We start from the raw sequence: 17,845 nt of genomic DNA on the forward strand, positions 1-17,845 counted from the left end.
CTATTCCTCTCCTTCTAATGACAATATAGCATAAAACTGGTTCTTGGATTTTGGCTGACGGAACAAAACATAAACGAGTCCTATTATCAATAAAATAGCAAGATACGTCCCTAACGCTACCTGTCCACCTTCCAATAAGTGTCCCAACTGATAGATCACAAAACTAACTAAATAAGCTAAACCGCATTGATAGCCTATGGCGATCCAAGTCCATTTCTTGGCATTCATTTCCTGATGGATAGCCCCAATTGCCGCAAAACAAGGCGCACAAAGTAAATTGAAGGCTAACAATGAATAAGCTGCTGCGGGAGTATATGTGTGTTGTAGCACTTGCCAGATTTCTCTGCCATTTTCGGATACTTCCGCATGTCCAAACAAAATACCGAATGTGCCAATAATATTTTCTTTAGCAACTAATCCTGTAATCGCTGCGACAGTTCCTTGCCAATTCCCCCAACCAAGCGGCTGAAAAACAACAGCTAGGATTCGTCCGAAAAAGGCTAGGATACTTTGGTCTTCAGGAACAGGTTGAGCATAAAAATTATAAGAAGAGCTAAACCAGATCACGATACTAGAAACAAAGATAATCGTTCCTGCTTTTTTTACAAAAGACTTGCTGCGGTCATAGGTTTGTCTTAGGATCGTCGACCATTGAGGAAAATGATATGCGGGCAATTCCATGATAAACGGAGCTGTTTCTCCAGCAAACAAACGCGTTTTTTTCAAGCTGATTCCAGAGAAAATAATTGCAGTCATACCAAGAAAATAGGCAGAAGGAGCTACCCAAGATTGGTGAGGAAAAAAGGCCCCTGCCACTAAGGCAATAATCGGCAATTTTGCAGAACAAGGCATGAATGTCGTGACCATGATCGTCAACCGACGATCTTGCTCGTTTTCAATCGTGCGAGTAGCCATGACGCCTGGTACGCCACATCCTGTGGCAATCAGCATAGGAATAAAGGATTTTCCTGAAAGCCCGAATTTCCGGAAAAGTCGATCCATGACAAAAGCGATCCTCGCCATATATCCGCAGTCTTCTAGAAAGCTCAAGCATAAAAACAATACGATCAATTGCGGTAAAAATCCTAATACTGCTCCCACGCCTGCGATGATGCCGTTCAAGATCAGCTCCTGCATCCATCCGGCTACTTGCCATTCAGCTAGCAGTCTGCCAACATGTTCTGGTAGCCACGTTCCAAACAATGTATCATTGATCCAATCTGTCCCCATTGTTCCTACTGTTTGAATAGCCAAGTAATAAATCAGCCACATCACAAATGCAAAGATTGGCAAGGCTAACCAACGATTCGTTGCAATCTGATCGATTTTGTCACTCATCGATAATTGGAAAGAATCATTTGACACGACAGATAGTGCACATAATTGGGTAATAAATTCATAACGTTCATTGACTAGAATCGTTTCACTATCGTCATCCAATAGTTTCTCTGTCAACTGGATCAGTTGTTCGATTTCTTTTTGCTGAGAAATTGTTATCTCATCATCCTCATTCACCTTCTGATCTCTTTCAAAATATTTCATTGCATACCAGCGTTTCTTGCTGCTTTTTTCTCCTAGTACATCTTCAATTTCATGTAAAGCTGCTTCTAAACGCGGATCGTATGTACAGGGAACAGGAATAGAAGGCCGTTTTTTTGCAGACTCCTGAATCTTTTCGATTAATTTTTCGATTCCTTGCTTTTTCAATACGCTGATTGGTAAAACTGGTACACCAAGACCATAGGAAAGCTTTTCTAGGTTGATTTTTTTTCCTTCTTTTTTGATGACATCCATCATATTCAGACCAATGATCATAGGAATGTCTAAGTCCAATAACTGCGTAGTTAAATATAGATTCCGCTCTAAATTGGTAGCATCAATGATGTTGATGATCAGTTCAGGCTGTTCATGAACCAAATAATCTCTTGCAATCACTTCTTCGGGTGTATAAGGAGACAAAGAATAGATACCGGGTAGGTCTTGAATGTGAATGTTCGGATTTTTTTTCAACGATCCTTCTTTTTTTTCTACTGTTACACCCGGCCAATTCCCTACATATTGATTCGAACCAGTCAAGAGATTGAACAAGCTCGTTTTCCCGCTGTTTGGATTTCCGACTAACGCGATATTCATTCGTTTTCCTCCCTTTGTACCAAGATTAGTTCAGCTTCTGACTTTCGTAACGTCAATTCATATCCTCGCACTGTCAGTTCGATTGGATCTCCTAGAGGGGCTAGTTTTCGGATGACTATTTTTACATTTCGCGTCAATCCCATATCCATCAACCGCCGCTTCACTGCGCCTTGTCCGTGGATGGCTACGACGATCCCCGTCTCTCCTGCTTTTAATTGATCAAGAGAAGTCCAGCTTTCAGAGGAAGCAGTCTTTTTATTGACAAAGATCTGACTTAGTATTTCCCGACTTACTGCCACTCGATGACTTTTTATCAGTAAAATGGCATTGTTGCCTGATAAATTGACGACGACGATTTTACTTCCGACAACGACCCCAATATTTTGCAAATGGCGTTTTGTTTTTTCTTCTGTTTCAATTCGTTCGACTTGATAAACGAAGTTTTGCTTTGCCTGCGCTAAGGTCTGCATATTGATTCCTCTCTTGTGAAATAAATCATGTGTTGAAACCATTCATTCTATGTTCTAGTTTTCTTACGTATTACGCAAATAAATGAGAATCATTCTCACATAGAATACTCTCGGTAATTGAGAATGTCAATTACACTTGTGATATTATGAGCGAATCTTTAGTATTGATAGATAAAAATGAGAAAAAAATATTTTTTCATAGTTTTCCACAATTTTTTCTCTATTAGATTTGCTATTTTCCCACACGATACTTGTTTTCAGCTCTTTTTTCAAAAACACAAAACTTAGTATTCCACAGTTTCCACAACACAATATGTAGTGTTTGTTGTTTGACTTTTTTACTAAGAGTTTTATACTATCTATTATAGATAATAAGAATGTGTTTAGAGGAGGCACTCATCATGAACGTAAAAATCTTTTCTAAAAATAATTGTATGCAATGCAAGATGGTCAAGCGTTTTTTAACAGAAAATCAAATCGCTTTTGAAGAAGTCAATATCGATGAACAACCGGAAGCAGTAGACTGGTTGAAAGCACAAGGATTCCAAAGTGTTCCTGTCATTACTTCCGATGCAGAAACAGTTATCGGATTCCGTCCTGATCAGTTGCGTAAACTTGCCAGCTAACATGACTAAAAGAATCAAAACAAGATACATGGATTTGAAGGGCTTGAGACAGCACCAGTTTTTGTCGCAAACTTCCAAATCCTTTTTTAAAGCTTAAAAACAATGCAATGATTTGCAATCAAGCATCATCAAATACGAAATGAAGGTTGGGCGTACGTATGAGTCTTAAAAATTTACAAGATGTCAGTTATTTCAAGCTGAATAATGAAATCAATCGACCAGTCAATGGTCAAATCCCTTTGAATAAGGATAAAGAAGCTTTGGCTGCCTTTTTTGAAGAAAATGTCAAACCAAATACGATGACTTTTCCATCTATTATGGAAAAAATCAATTACTTGATCGATCAAGAATATATAGAAGCAGAATTCATCCAATTATATTCACCATCATTTATTGAAAAGCTATATCAATTTTTGGACGAACAACATTTTTCTTTCAAATCTTTTATGGCTGCTTACAAATTTTATTCTCAATATGCGTTGAAAACCAACGACGGTTCCGCTTATCTGGAAACTTATGAAGATCGAGTAGCCTTCAATGCGCTTTACTTTGCGAACGGAGATGAAGAATTAGCACTTGCTCTTGCAGATGAAATGATCCATCAACGTTATCAGCCAGCTACACCTTCTTTCTTGAATGCTGGACGTAAACGTCGGGGCGAATTGGTGTCTTGTTTCTTGACTCAAGTCACTGACGATATGAACTCTATCGGGCGCTCAATCAACTCTGCTTTGCAATTGTCCCGTATTGGCGGCGGCGTGGGGATTACTTTATCAAATCTTCGTGAAGCCGGCGCTCCTATCAAAGGATACGAGGGTGCTGCGAGTGGTGTCGTTCCAGTCATGAAATTATTCGAAGATAGTTTCAGCTATTCTAATCAATTAGGTCAGCGTCAAGGAGCTGGTGTGGTTTATTTGAATGTGTTCCATCCAGACATTATTGCTTTCCTTTCAGCAAAAAAAGAAAATGCAGATGAAAAGATTCGCGTAAAAACTCTTTCTCTTGGTGTGATTGTACCTGATAAATTTTATGAATTGACACGTAAAAACGAAGACATGTATTTATTTAGTCCGTATAGTGTCGAAAAAGAATATGGTGTCCCATTCTCTTATGTAGATATTACAGCTGAGTATGATCATCTAGTTGCAAATCCAAACATTCGCAAACAAAAAATCAAAGCGCGTGATCTTGAAAATGAAATCTCAAAATTACAACAAGAATCTGGCTATCCTTACGTAATCAATATTGATACAGCGAACCGCGAGAATCCAATCGACGGCAAGATTATCATGAGTAATTTATGCTCAGAGATTTTACAAGTTCAAACGCCTTCTGTGATCAACGGTAAACAGGAGTATGAAGTATTAGGAACAGATATCTCATGTAACTTAGGTTCGACAAATATCGTGAATTTGATGCAAAGCCCTAACTTTGGTCAATCTGTGCGTACGATGACTCGTGCATTGACATTTATTACAGATGCATCTGATATCGATGTCGTACCGCCGATCCAAAACGGAAATAAGCTGAATCATACGATTGGATTAGGTGCCATGGGCTTACACACTTATCTTGCAAAAGAACAAATGGAATATGGCTCAGAGGATTCATTAGACTTTACAAATATTTATTTCATGCTGTTGAATTATTGGACACTTGTTGAAAGCAATAATATCGCTCGTGAAAGAAAACAAGTTTTCCATAATTTTGAAAAATCAGCTTATGCTGATGGCACTTATTTCGAAAAATACGTAACTGGAGAATTCCAGCCAAAATCAGAAAAAGTCAAAGCATTGTTTGAAGGGATTTTTATTCCAACTGCTGAAGATTGGAATGCCTTGAAACAAGCAGTAATGAAAGATGGGCTATATCACCAAAATCGCTTGGCAGTAGCACCCAATGGCTCAATTTCATATATCAATGATACGAGTGCAAGCATTCATCCTATCACTCGCATGATTGAAGAACGCCAAGAGAAGAAAATCGGTAAAATTTATTACCCAGCGCCTTATTTATCCAATGAGACGATTCCATATTACACTTCTGCTTATGATATGGACATGCGTAAAGTGATCGATGTTTATGCAACAGCACAACAACACGTCGATCAAGGCATGAGTTTGACTTTATTCATGCGTTCTGAAATCCCAGAAGGTATTTATGAATGGAAGACAACAACGAAGCAAACGACACGTGATTTGAATATTTTAAGACATTACGCTTTCCATAAAGGAATCAAATCCATTTATTATGTACGTACCTTTACTGATGATGCAGAAGAAATCGGAAGCAATCAATGTGAAAGCTGCGTGATCTAATATCATAGATAGATTCGCTTATTCATATTTTAATTAAAGGAGCATTCTCATGTCAGAAACATATTATGAAGCAATAAACTGGAATGAAATTGAAGATATCATTGATAAATCCACTTGGGAGAAGCTGACGGAGCAATTTTGGCTAGATACACGTATCCCACTTTCAAATGACCTAGATGATTGGCGCACATTGTCTCAATTGGAAAAAGATACAGTAGGACATGTATTCGGCGGTTTGACACTGCTGGATACTGTCCAATCTGAAAGCGGCATGGATCAGTTGCGTAAAGATGTCCGCACTCCCCATGAAGAAGCCGTTTTGAACAATATCCAATTCATGGAATCCGTTCATGCCAAAAGTTATTCTTCTATTTTTAGTACACTGAACACGAAAAAAGAAATCGAAGAAATTTTTGACTGGACGAATACGAATCCTTATCTGCAAAAAAAAGCTGAGCGTATCAATGAAATCTACAAACACGGTACACCGCTAGAAAAGAAAATTGCCAGCGTCTTTTTAGAAACATTCTTGTTCTATTCAGGTTTTTATACTCCTCTTTATTATTTAGGAAACAACAAATTGGCAAACGTAGCAGAGATCATCAAACTGATCATCCGAGATGAATCGGTACATGGAACCTACATCGGTTACAAGTTCCAATTAGGTTTCAACGAATTGCCTGAAGCAGAACAAGAAACGTTGAAAGACTGGATGTACAACCTGCTTTATGAACTTTATGAAAACGAAGAACGTTATACAGAAGAATTATACGATCCAATCGGTTGGACAGAAGAAGTCAAAACATTCCTACGCTATAATGCCAACAAAGCATTGATGAACCTAGGGATGGATCCACTCTTCCCAGATACTGCCAATGATGTCAACCCAATCGTAATGAACGGGATTTCAACAGGCACAAGCAACCATGACTTCTTCTCACAAGTCGGAAACGGCTATTTGTTAGGTCATGTAGAAGCGATGAAAGATGACGATTATTTGATTGGATTGGAATAAGGAAAAAAAATTACGCACAAGAATATTCTATTCTTGTGCGCTTTTTTTATTCCACAACAATTTGTTTTTGTGTATCCGATGTTTGCGAAAAATCAATAGTAAAGCGACCCATCTGCTCATCATAGGTAATTCCTTCACTCATGCTTCGAACAGCTTCAAAATCATTTGGTAATTCAATCGTTATTTTCGTCTTTGTATGAGCAAGATCAGCAAACGTATAACTTTTTTCTTGTTCGTTTATTTTCTTTAATACAGAAAGTGGTTTATCTGTTTTTAATCCATCTAATTCTCCACCAGTATTATCCCAAAAATTGATACCCAAATAACCGGATTCTTTTACTTTTACCGCTTGAATTTTTGGAGTATTTTGAAGAATAGTAACTGGTTCTTTTTCTGCATATTCTTTTAATCCTTTTTCGTTCACTCCTGGTAATATCACATATGCATAAGCTTCATTGATTGGATGTTTTCCATGATTGATCAAAAACTTCCGATAACTTCCATGATAAACTTCATCACTGGGAAATGATTCGTTGATTTCCCTATAAGTACCTTGCCGTTCTTCACTTATCACTTTTACTGTTTCTTTCTCAGGAAAATAATAACCGATCGATGTTTCTGGTTGACTTGATTGTAACAATAACCATTCTTTTTCACTTTGTTCGGTTGGCTGGGTAACTTCTCCTGTTTCTGTTACAACTTTATAAGTAAACTGATCGTTTAATAAACGATTATCTATAACCGTTTCAATAGACGCATTTGTGTTACCGGTAATTCCCGAACCAAGCGCAATCAATTGATCGTCAAGCACAAACCACGATTTTTTCCCTTTGACATCCATTGGCAAAACTGCTCCATTATTCTTTGTTCCAGTTTTATTTAGAGCCATACCTACCACTGCCTGACCTTCATTTGATACACCGCCAACGGCTTTTTCATTTGATCGCACAGTCGTAAAAGAAGAGATTTCATCTTTTAAAGGGACTGTATCGACCGTTGTTCCTGGCAATCGATAAGGATCGACAGTCGGCCAATAGCTTTTACCGAATTGTACATCATCCTCATTATATAAGTAGACCATCCCATCCGATGTATGCCAGCCACGTTTGTTTTCTTTATTTCCTGCTTCAAAGAAGAGATACGGTTCGAATACATACTGATTCCTACCATATACTTACTGGTACGCTGAACAAAACGATCCATTTTATGATACATTTTTGTCCCTATGAATGGTAAATCCTTCCCTAAAATCGTCTGGTCTTCTAATAAGGATAGTGTCATGACCAGGTCATTATAATCTCTTACATTCGTTATATAATACGAAGGGTTCAATTGCATCCAATATTTGACTGCTTCTTTTAGTTCCTTTTGCTTATCTTCTGGTGCAAATTTTGAAACAATCAATAAATTATACATCGTTGAAGACCCGTATCCTACCTTCGTCTTTGAAGGCGCACGTGAAATAGCGCGTCCATTCACCATGGGAAGCATTTCACCTTGGTAAATCAAAGGAATAAAGGCCTTCTCTACATTTTCTACGAAAGCGTGAATGGCATCAGAAGCTGCTGTATAAGAAGTCCCATCCACAATCGTAAAAATCTGTCCGACTCCTTTGATTAGTACATTCCCGTAAGAACCTGTATAAGGAATATCATTATGCTGGATAAAGGAACCATCTGCGTAAAACCCATCTCCACTTGTCACGAGTTGAAAAACATCTTTGATCCCATTCACTGCTTGATGGATTTTTGTGGCATCTTTTTGTAAAATACCTACTCCTAAAACAGTCAATGATAAGTCTGTTCGATTAGCACCGGTCGTTGAAAAGTTAGGGATAAATGCAAGGTCTACAAATGAATCTTGTGGTTTAGTATATAATTGCTGGAATGGATCAGGTACATATTGACTCAAAATAGCTGTATATTGTTGGATTTTTTCACTGGATAGCTCTTGGTGCAACAGTAGAAGGATATTCACAAATTTTTGTGGGATACCAATTTGCCAATCCCACCAATTTCCATAATACTTTTTCCCATCATATCCTTTTTTGGTAATCATAAAATCGATTCCCTCTTTAATTGCTGCAGCAACCTCTGGCTGTTGATAAAGTGTTGTCCCTTTTGTTTTATAGGCATAAGTAAGTTTTTGGAGTTTCGTAAATTGTGTCGTCAAATCTGCTGAAGAAGTATTTCCCGATTCAAGTGGCCATAGATAGGTTCGGTCAGGTGATTGATCCAATGTTTGATATAAATTTTCCGCTTCTTTTGATAACGCTTCTATATATGCTCTTAATGACTCATTTTCCGGACTTTCTTTTTCAAAGACAAGTTGACTTTTCCATCGTTCTTCCATCTTTTGAAATTCATCTTCCTCGGCAAAGGTTGATATACTCATTCCAAATAAACTAATTAAACTAAGCATACTCATCAAAAGAAGCCTTTTACCCAAACCTTTTTTCTCCATCTTTGCTCCCTCTTTCTCATCAGATTGTATGAATATACAGAGGCTAAAATCACATTTATCTTAGTGAATGAGAAAACCGCTTAGCCTCTACTTTTTAGACAAATGTGTGAACGGACGTATCTCACTTTTCCTTTTTTAAGCTAAAATACCAAACGCACTTAATGCAATGGAAAGAATCAAAATGATCCAGATTACTCGTGTGGAATTCAATTTCTTTTGTCCCAACATCCAATAAGTTAATAAAACAAGTAACACTGGAACAAGAGAGGGTAAAATAGCGTCTAATGTATCTTGGATAACTAATTCCACCCCATCTTTTTTATAAACAAATGGGACCGCTGCCTTTACCACGGAAGGAATCAAAGCACCAATTACCGTGACACCTAAAACTGTTGCGGCATTAGTGAATGCAGATAATTTGTTTTTCAAAGTTGTGACAAGTTTGACTCCTTGTTTGTATCCTAATGGTAATAATGCAGCCCGTCCAAATAATAAAGCGATATTCGCGATGACCCAAATCACACACCCAACAATTGAGCCACTTTGAGCTAATGTTCCTGCGATCGATCCAAAAATCGTTCCCCAAATCACATGGAACAATGAATCACCTACGCCAGCAAGAGAACCCATTAAAGCTGTTTTTAAGGCAATGATTGTGTCTTTTGCTTTGTAACCATCTTCTTCTTCGATTGCCACATCAATCCCCATGATCAAATTTCCGAAAATCGCGTTGATATTGAAGAATTGATTATGTGTACGCATCATATCCTGTAATTGTGATTCGTCATTACCATAGAATTTTTTCAATACTGGTAATATCCCATATAAATAGCCAGAACTCATCATTCGTTCATAGTTCCAGTTCAGCTGACTTCCTAAAATATAGCGCCAACTAATCGCATTCAGCTCTTGCTTTGTTAATTTCTGGTTATTCATCCCCATCATATCCTCCTTCAAATATTCCATTATTTGTGGCTGTCACTGTCGGATGTTCTGCTTTTTCACTATCTTTTTTAAATACAATAATTGCAGCAATCACACTGACGATTGAGATACCAAGCATTGGCACTTGTAAATAAGCGGCTAAAAAGAAACCCAATAGTAAATAAGGAATATATTGTTTTGTTGGAAGGTAATGCAACAAGATTCCTACACCAACGACTGGTAACACCCCACCAGCAGTTTTTAGTCCATTCATCAACCATTCTGGTGTATTTTCTGTGATCGTTGAAACAGCAGCATCACCGACTAAAAGCATCAATAAAATCGGAATGGCTCGTGATAATCCCCAAAGAAAAGAGCCAGATAAGACTAATCGCGGTATACGATTGATTTTCATATCATCAATTGCTCTATCTACACGATGCAAGAGATAAACATTACAAAAGCGAGCGACTACATCAAGTTGCAACATCAATAAAGATACTGGAACAGCCAATCCTATACCATACTCTGCACCTTTCCCAGAGATAACCGCAAATACTGTTCCCAAGACGGCTCCTGTGAAATAATCAGGAACTGATGCCTCACCGAAAGCCGCAATCCCTAGTCTCATTAGTTGCAATGTACCTCCAACCATCAAGCCTGTTTTCAAGTCTCCCATGATCATTCCAGAAATCATACCTGCGATGGCTGGTTGTGTTAATGTATTTGAAATAAGCGAATCATTGATTGCAATAAAAGCATAAACCGTAATAAGAATAATTTGATACGCTGCTAAGTGCATACTTTCTTCCTCCTCATTTTTGTTTAATTTCTCAGTTTATCCATGAAGTCAATAACTGGATCATTTGGTACCAATTGAGCGGTTACATTTATATCCATTGCTGCAATTGATTCGAACACATCAATTTCTTCATCTAATACTTTGATACTTTTTGTTATATCTTTTGATCCCTCTTTATAACTCATATTTCCAACATTTACGTGTGTTAGCTTTCCTCCGGCTTTCAAATAACGTAAGACATCTGTTGGATTTTTGAATACTAGGAATAGACGCTGTTTTCCATACTTTCCTGAACGTATATTTTTCGCAGCAGATTCAACCGGCAAAACTGAAAGTCTCATCGATGTAGGCGCTGCCATTCTTAAGGAAGATTTTTGTAACGTATCTGCTGCTGCTTCATCGTTGATCACAATGATTCGCTGTGTGTGCAAACTGGGCGCCCAGATGCCCGCAACTTGTCCATGGATCAAACGCTCGTCCATCCTGACATTCACGATATTTTCTTTTCCTTTATATGCCTCATACAATTGGCTATTATCCATTGGAAGGCTTGGTTCTTTTTCGATTTCTGTTTGTTTCATTTTTTGCTTCACATCAACAATGCCAGTTGTTGCTGCTTGGATCAATTCTTTTACCGTAGCAGTTGAATTCAACGTTGCTTCTATAACTAATGGTAAAGACATCCCTGCAATAATTTCTACATTTTCTGATTCTAGATAGTTGCTTAATGCTACATTACATGGCGTACCACCTAAAAGATCTGCAATAATCAAAGATGAGCCGTTAAGGGCTTTCATTTTTTTTAATAATTCTTCTTCGAATTGCCGATTGTCTCCATCAGGCGTCAACGCAACGACATGAACATGATCTTGCTTTCCGACGATCATTTCTAGACTTGCCTTAACACCTTCAGCCATACTGCCATGACTAATCAATATAATATTCTGCATCACTTTTCCTCCCTAAAAATAAAATTCTACTTAACATATTATCTTTTGTACAAACACACTATAACATAGTTTATCTCATTCGCAAACCTAACATCTTAACATGTTATGTTTTTTTATTTCTGTACAATTATCTAAAAAGTATCAGCATACAAAAAAGGTGAGAGGCAAAAGTAGCTCTTAAACTTTTGCCTCTCACCTTTTTAACTATTTCCTTATTCTATACTTTTTCCAGTTGTTTCCTCATAGTCTCTTTTCATGATGGCCCATGATTTCTCAATGTCTTCGTCTAAACCAAATAATCCACTACGGCCGATGATATAGATATCTGGCCCGGCATGATCAATTCGCTTAAATGATTTTCGATTCGAAGATCCGTCCATTTCGATCAAATAATGATATCCCTTTTCTTGACGAAGTTTTCTTAAATCAACGATTTTATCTAATGTGCTTTCGATGAAGCGCTGTCCAGCAAAACCGGGATCGACTGTCATGATAGTGATTTTATCCACTAAATCAATATAAGGAAAAATAGTTTCAATAGGTGTTTCAGGATTTAATACGACTCCTGCTTTTAGCCCTGCAGCATGGATCTGATCGATCAATCGAAAGGCTAGCCCGTCTAAACATTCGACATGCATACAAATCCATTCGCATTTTTGTGCAATCAATTGATTCACCCAAAAACTTTGGTCTGTGACCATTAAATGGGCAGACATTGGTAAATGACTGATTTTTCGTACTTCCTCAATGAACCATGGAGACAATGTCAGATTAGGTACATAATGTCCATCCATGATATCGATATGATAAGAATCGACATGCTGATTCAAAAACTCAATTTGTTCCTTAAATTTATCTAGATCCATCGTCATTAAAGATGGTGAGAACAAAACTTTACTCATATATAAGACTCCTTTATTTAAAAATCAATGATTGAATCCCCGACTAAATGAAGGACTTAGAAAATCTGAATGTCTCCCAAGTCAATATCTTCTTCTTCCTTTTCCACTACGGATTCGACTTCTTTCCCCACATCTTTTTTGATAATTGCCAAAACAACGGCTGTCACAAGAACATTCACTAAGATTGCTATCACGCCTGCCCAAGGTCTGGACATCGTCGGAATCATCAATACGCCGCCAAAGGGTACTGTTGCATCGGCGCCTAGGATCATTGTCGTTGCACCACCAGCAAATCCGCCAATAGCCGTAGCAACCACACCTCGGACGATATCATTCATCACTAGTGGGATCACACCTTCGACGATATTGATCACACCCATTGGAACAGCTGATTTCAATGTTTCGACTTCCACTTTTGTATAGATGTTTTTCCGAAATATTTTTGCGACAAAGTAAGCTAATCCAAAACCAATAGGCGTCGCCGTATTTACCAATTGGAGGGCTGTAATTGGCCCATTGATTCCTTCTGCTTGCATTGTGAGAACAAAGGCAAAAACAGTTTTGTTAATTGGTCCACCATAATCAACGCCACTTAGTAAGCCGATTACACCGCCAAAAATCAACAAGGACGAATTACCTAATCCATCTAAGAAATTCGTAAGAAAAGACGTAAACAAGGCAACAGGTGTTCCAATGATATAGACCATGATTAACCCACCTAGGATAGAAGCAACAAATGGAATAATCAATGTTGGCATCAGTCCTTTTGCCCAATTTGGGACTTTCACATGGTTTAAAATAGCTAACACGAGGAATCCAGAAAGATAGCCACCTAATATCCCCCCAATAAAACCAGCCCCAATAGCATTCGCTGTCAATCCGATGATGAACCCTGGAGCAATCCCTGGTTTTGCTGCAATAGAATAAGAAATCCCTGTTGCAATGACTACAGGAAGTAACCCTAAACCAGCGCCTCCCATTGTTGCTAAAGCATCAAAAAAAGAAAATTTACCTTGTACCAGTGTCCCTTGACTTGTTCCACCGAACGCCATCCCGATAGCAATCAAGAACCCTGCTCCACAAACGATTGGAATCAAATAAGAAATCGCTGTCAATAAATGTCCCTTTAAATTTAACTTTTTTATCTTTTCCATCTTTTTTCCCTCCTTATGATCAAACAAGTTGTTTTTCAATTATTTCTTGTGCTTTTTCGATCAGTTTATTGGGTGACTTTACGGCTATTTCACTGGGGACTTGAATGATACGTTTTCCTTCAAATCGTTCTCTGCCGCTTATTTTCACATCAATCGCCAGAATCACGAGATCTGCTTCTTTTATTTGCTCTGGGGTTAATTCATTCTCGATTCCAATCGTTCCTTGCGTTTCGATATGCATCTCGTGTCCTGCTTTTTTGGCTGCATTTTCTAATTTTTCTTGTGCAATATACGTATGGGCAATCCCAACTGTACATGCAGCTACTCCTATGATCTTCATGTTTTCTTCCTCCTTTTTATGATGCAAATGCTGCGATAACCTCTTTTGTCTCTTTTGCTTTGATCAATTGCTCAACAACTTCATCATTTCCTAGTTTCCTTGCAAATAAAGATAACAACTTCAAGTGAGTTTTAGCCCCTTCATTATCATTGCCCACAGCAAACAAAATAATTCCTTTTACCCCTTTACCATCTAATGTTTCCCAAGGGATTTCTCGAGCTGTCACTCCAATTGCTACCCCGATCTTTTTGACAGATGCACTTTTTCCATGAGGAATTGCAATGTAGTTCCCAATACCTGTCTGCCCTTCTTTCTCACGAGCATATATATCTTTCATAAATTCTTTTACATCGGTGATATACGCATTTTCCAACAATATAGTTGCTAATTCTTCAAGTACTTCTTCTTTTGTCGTTCCTGCTAAGTTTGTTTTGATCGTATTCGGATCGATAATGTTTGTTACTTCCATGGCATTTCCACTCCTTCACGCTTGTTTTACGACTTCAACGCCTTTTTCGATTAGTTTATTGGGTGATTTGATGGCGATTTCTGTTGGTACTTGAATGATACGTTTTCCTTCAAATCGTTCTCTGCCACTTATTTTTACATCAATTGCCAGAATCACGAAATCTGCTTCTTTTATTTGTTCTGGGGTTAATTCATTTTCGATACCAATCGTTCCTTGCGTTTCGATATGCATCTCGTGTCCTGCTTTTTTGGCTGCATTTTCTAATTTTTCTTGTGCAATATACGTATGGGCAATCCCAACTGTGCATGCGGCTACTCCTACGATTTTCATCTTTTATCTCTCCTTATTTTCTTTAATGTTTGCATAAATGTTTCGTCCGCTAAACATCTCATAAAATTTGCTATTTTCTTCTTTTTTTCCGTATTTTCGTTTGGTGAAAGCAATACAAAAAGAATCAAATCGACTTGTTCGATTGCTTCGTTCCATTGAATAATGGTTTTTTTGGGATACAAAATGATGATTTTTGATTCAGTGATCAACTCATGTTCAATATGAGGAAGAATGATCCCCTCTTCGATTTGAATATTTCCATTTTGTTCACGCATAAGAAAAGCTTCCATCAATATGCTTATTTTCTCTTCTTCTCCAGGGTAAAGTGAACTTGCTAACCAATGATATGCCTCTCGTTGAGAAGTAACGGATACTTCGATTCTTTCGATGAACTCATCTTTCATTATAGATTTCCCCAATCTTTTTCTGGATTCGTGATTGATCATCTGCTGTTAGCATCGCACTAACAAGTAATGTATGGACTCCTAATCGTGAGCGGATTCCAACAGTTGTCAAAATCAATTCGATGTTCGGATTTTTTTCTAAAGCCGTACGATAGTTTTTTGTCGCAATGACATCTACTATATTTAAGTCTGGAAATTTTTTGATGATTTTTGCTTTCAACAATTCAGAAGTTCCAATACCTGTCGTACACATAATCAATGTCTGAATCGGTAATTGTTGTGTTTCTAACATCCGTGCGAAATACAACGTTATGAAGCCAATCTCATCTGCATTGATTAGAGGTAATTTGAAGTGTTGACTGACTTCTTTAGATACTTCAGACACACTGTTATAGATTTTTTCATAGGTCAGCTGAATTTGGTCTAACAAGCCATTTTTTACGTGGATACGATTTTTTAAGCGATTGATCATTGGTTTGATATGATTGGCTAGATCAATAAAAATACTTTCATTTGTCACTTTCATATTGATTCGTTTGCCTACTTCTTCTAAATAGTAAGTAGTGATTTTTTCTACCTCTTCTGGAAATTTTTTTATTTCTTTTGTTGTTTTTTCCATTCTTGAGGAAACTAGATACTGATAGAGATAGTAAGATTCATTCACAGATAACGAAGTTGCCAGATATTTTTCAACATTTTGTATAACGATTTCGGCTGTTTTTTTAATTTGGTTATCTTTTTCAAAGAATTCAATTTGTTGCGTGGTTAGTTCCTCTTCTCTGGCGGGAGCACTCCTTTTCCTTGAGCGACTGATCAAGATATACAGATGTGAAAAAATATTGACATTGTAAGGATAAGGAAGTCCACCTTCTAATATTTTTTCGATTAGCTTTAATTGATCTGAAACGAACAAGACATCGTAACGATTGAAGTTGAACGTTTTCGAAGCATTTATTTCATCGATATCAAGGATATTCATGCGCCAAATAACTTCTGCAAGCCCTCTACGTATATCTTCTTCTAAACCTTTGATGGCTAATGTCCGATTTTTTCGAATCAATTGAAGATCAAACTTCCTCAACTTTTGTGCGATACTTTTCTCATCATTGGAAATTGCCGAATCACCCACCTCGTAGGCATTAAAAAGCTCAGATATCCTGATTGCTCTTGGTGAAGACAGTAAAAGTTCCTCCATTACACGATTCTGACGTTCATTTGGCGATAGACTAATCGATAGATTATTTGTTTCTTTGTTTCGTTCAATAAATTTTTCGTAGTCTAATTTATACCCTTTCCCCTTTTCTGATAAAATCAAGTGACCATTTTGAAATTCTGTATTTATTTTTTTTACTAAGCGGTAGACCGTTTTAGTCGAGGTATCTAATAAATCAGCTAATTCTTCTGAAGTCATGTAATGATTTTGTTTTGACAAGAGCAACACTAATTTATTTTCTCGATTCATTTGACTAGTCATGATCCTTCCCCCTTTGCATCTTTATCATAACCATTTTTATTCCATCTGTTTCACTGAAATTTGTCCATTGCATCAGACATTTTTGTATCCGCTTTCTAAAGTGTGATGTTTTATCCCAATTTTACTTCTATTATTTTTATAAAGTTCCACTAATTTCATCTACCATCATAATTTTATTTACTTCTGCAATAGCAGAATTCATGGGTTTTAATTGATTTGGATATGTTAACATGTTATCCTATTAGATAATGATGTTGTAAGAAAGGAAGACTTCTAGTATGATTCCTAAATACGAGCAAATCAAGCAAGACTTACTTGAAGAAATCAAAAACCACCACTTTATTCCTGGTGATAAATTTTACTCAGAAGCAGATATCAAACGGAAATATTCTGTTAGTTCAATTACTGCAGTCAAGGCTCTCAATGAACTAACTGCTGCAGGCTATCTCTATCGTATCCAAGGAAAAGGAACATTCGTTTCAAAATCAAAAGTTTCTCAAAGTGTGAAATTCTCTGATATCGAACTACATTCTTTAGATAAAGAAAAAGTTAAAGTACTCTCGATTGAGGAAGAAAATGAAATGGATATTTTAAAGGAATTAGGCTTACCAGCAAATGCTTCTTACTATAAAATTAAACGTGTTCGTTTCTTTGAAGACACACCCTTTTTGGTCCACATCACTCACTTACCAAAAAAATTAGTGAAAGAACCAATAGCAAAAGATATTTCTGTCTATTCAAGTATATACGAAAAAGTTCGTAAAGATTTTGGGATTGATCTTTTTTCCCTTGCTTCTGTGGAAACAAATGAAATTGTTTTCCCAGAGCATGCAGAACTACTTAATCTATTAAATCTAAGTTTCCGAGAACCTGTTGTCCAACAAATCAAACACTCTTACTTAGCAGATCAAAGTGTAGCAGAATATATCATCAGTTATAAACATTGGAAATACTTTAAAACAAAAATTGAAGTGGAAGCGGAATAGCTTTCACTTTTTTGTTTGCTCTCTTCTAATAAACTTTTTTAAATCCTCTTCAATACTCGCTTTTTTTCTAAATACGGTATACTAC

At 37.1% G+C, this 17,845-nt stretch carries 17 protein-coding genes and 1 pseudogene; 4 read left to right on the top strand and 14 right to left on the bottom strand.

What is annotated here, in order from left to right; all coding sequences use genetic code 11:
• Both feoB and HMPREF2731_RS09515 read right to left on the bottom strand, forming a co-directional pair.
• Positions 1-2,133, bottom strand: a complete 2,133-nt coding sequence (feoB, locus tag HMPREF2731_RS09510; protein ID WP_070872874.1) for a ferrous iron transport protein B — start codon at positions 2,131-2,133, stop codon at positions 1-3.
• Complete coding sequence (locus HMPREF2731_RS09515; protein WP_002290585.1) at positions 2,130-2,603, bottom strand: FeoA family protein; 474 nt, start codon at positions 2,601-2,603, stop codon at positions 2,130-2,132. The genes feoB and HMPREF2731_RS09515 overlap by 4 nt, the downstream gene beginning before the upstream one ends.
• A gap of 401 nt (positions 2,604-3,004) precedes the next feature.
• On the opposite strand from HMPREF2731_RS09515, the gene nrdH reads away from it, so the two are divergent.
• From nrdH to nrdF, 3 genes are all read left to right on the top strand, one after another.
• Positions 3,005-3,229, top strand: a complete 225-nt coding sequence (gene nrdH / locus HMPREF2731_RS09520; protein ID WP_002287795.1) for a glutaredoxin-like protein NrdH — start codon at positions 3,005-3,007, stop codon at positions 3,227-3,229.
• Between the two features lie 158 nt (positions 3,230-3,387).
• Complete coding sequence (gene nrdE / locus HMPREF2731_RS09525) at positions 3,388-5,547, top strand: class 1b ribonucleoside-diphosphate reductase subunit alpha (protein WP_002290582.1); 2,160 nt, start codon at positions 3,388-3,390, stop codon at positions 5,545-5,547.
• A gap of 49 nt (positions 5,548-5,596) precedes the next feature.
• The gene (gene nrdF, locus HMPREF2731_RS09530; RefSeq protein WP_002287792.1) at positions 5,597-6,562 is read left to right on the top strand and encodes a class 1b ribonucleoside-diphosphate reductase subunit beta; all 966 of its coding nucleotides are present in this window, start codon (positions 5,597-5,599) and stop codon (positions 6,560-6,562) included.
• 46 nt (positions 6,563-6,608) lie between these two features.
• Here nrdF and HMPREF2731_RS15555 read toward each other — a convergent pair whose 3' ends face one another.
• The 12 genes and pseudogenes from HMPREF2731_RS15555 to HMPREF2731_RS09590 form a co-directional block, all read right to left on the bottom strand.
• The gene (locus HMPREF2731_RS15555) at positions 6,609-7,001 is read right to left on the bottom strand and encodes a polysaccharide lyase beta-sandwich domain-containing protein (RefSeq protein ID WP_223493890.1); all 393 of its coding nucleotides are present in this window, start codon (positions 6,999-7,001) and stop codon (positions 6,609-6,611) included.
• A gap of 42 nt (positions 7,002-7,043) precedes the next feature.
• Positions 7,044-9,025: pseudogene (locus HMPREF2731_RS15375) on the bottom strand (polysaccharide lyase 8 family protein); the annotation flags it as partial.
• Between the two features lie 135 nt (positions 9,026-9,160).
• Positions 9,161-9,967, bottom strand: a complete 807-nt coding sequence (locus HMPREF2731_RS09545; RefSeq protein ID WP_002290579.1) for a PTS system mannose/fructose/sorbose family transporter subunit IID — start codon at positions 9,965-9,967, stop codon at positions 9,161-9,163.
• On the bottom strand, positions 9,954-10,751 hold the full coding sequence (locus tag HMPREF2731_RS09550; protein WP_070872875.1) for a PTS mannose/fructose/sorbose/N-acetylgalactosamine transporter subunit IIC: 798 nt from the start codon (positions 10,749-10,751) through the stop codon (positions 9,954-9,956). Before HMPREF2731_RS09550 ends, HMPREF2731_RS09545 begins: the two co-directional genes overlap by 14 nt.
• A gap of 23 nt (positions 10,752-10,774) precedes the next feature.
• Complete coding sequence (locus tag HMPREF2731_RS14520) at positions 10,775-11,701, bottom strand: PTS sugar transporter subunit IIAB (RefSeq protein ID WP_002290575.1); 927 nt, start codon at positions 11,699-11,701, stop codon at positions 10,775-10,777.
• A 212-nt stretch (positions 11,702-11,913) separates the two neighbouring features.
• The gene (alsE, locus tag HMPREF2731_RS09560) at positions 11,914-12,603 is read right to left on the bottom strand and encodes a D-allulose 6-phosphate 3-epimerase (RefSeq protein WP_002290574.1); all 690 of its coding nucleotides are present in this window, start codon (positions 12,601-12,603) and stop codon (positions 11,914-11,916) included.
• A 56-nt stretch (positions 12,604-12,659) separates the two neighbouring features.
• The gene (locus tag HMPREF2731_RS09565) at positions 12,660-13,757 is read right to left on the bottom strand and encodes a PTS fructose transporter subunit IIC (RefSeq protein ID WP_002315682.1); all 1,098 of its coding nucleotides are present in this window, start codon (positions 13,755-13,757) and stop codon (positions 12,660-12,662) included.
• 19 nt (positions 13,758-13,776) lie between these two features.
• Positions 13,777-14,097, bottom strand: coding sequence for a PTS fructose transporter subunit IIB (locus tag HMPREF2731_RS09570; protein WP_002290572.1), 321 nt, complete (start codon positions 14,095-14,097; stop codon positions 13,777-13,779).
• 16 nt (positions 14,098-14,113) lie between these two features.
• The gene (locus HMPREF2731_RS09575; RefSeq protein ID WP_002290571.1) at positions 14,114-14,566 is read right to left on the bottom strand and encodes a PTS sugar transporter subunit IIA; all 453 of its coding nucleotides are present in this window, start codon (positions 14,564-14,566) and stop codon (positions 14,114-14,116) included.
• Positions 14,567-14,581: 15 nt separating this feature from the next.
• The gene (locus HMPREF2731_RS09580) at positions 14,582-14,896 is read right to left on the bottom strand and encodes a PTS fructose transporter subunit IIB (protein WP_070770136.1); all 315 of its coding nucleotides are present in this window, start codon (positions 14,894-14,896) and stop codon (positions 14,582-14,584) included.
• On the bottom strand, positions 14,893-15,300 hold the full coding sequence (locus HMPREF2731_RS09585; protein ID WP_002290569.1) for a PTS sugar transporter subunit IIA: 408 nt from the start codon (positions 15,298-15,300) through the stop codon (positions 14,893-14,895). The genes HMPREF2731_RS09580 and HMPREF2731_RS09585 overlap by 4 nt, the downstream gene beginning before the upstream one ends.
• Positions 15,290-16,774, bottom strand: coding sequence for a BglG family transcription antiterminator (locus tag HMPREF2731_RS09590; protein WP_002341159.1), 1,485 nt, complete (start codon positions 16,772-16,774; stop codon positions 15,290-15,292). The genes HMPREF2731_RS09585 and HMPREF2731_RS09590 overlap by 11 nt, the downstream gene beginning before the upstream one ends.
• A gap of 278 nt (positions 16,775-17,052) precedes the next feature.
• Here HMPREF2731_RS09590 and HMPREF2731_RS09595 point away from each other — a divergent pair, with 278 nt between their 5' ends.
• Positions 17,053-17,760, top strand: a complete 708-nt coding sequence (locus HMPREF2731_RS09595) for a GntR family transcriptional regulator (protein WP_002290565.1) — start codon at positions 17,053-17,055, stop codon at positions 17,758-17,760.
• The last annotated feature ends 85 nt before the right edge of the window (positions 17,761-17,845 follow it).

Source organism: Enterococcus sp. HMSC072F02 (assembly GCF_001837725.1).
In the GTDB taxonomy this organism is placed as follows: domain Bacteria; phylum Bacillota; class Bacilli; order Lactobacillales; family Enterococcaceae; genus Enterococcus_B; species Enterococcus_B lactis.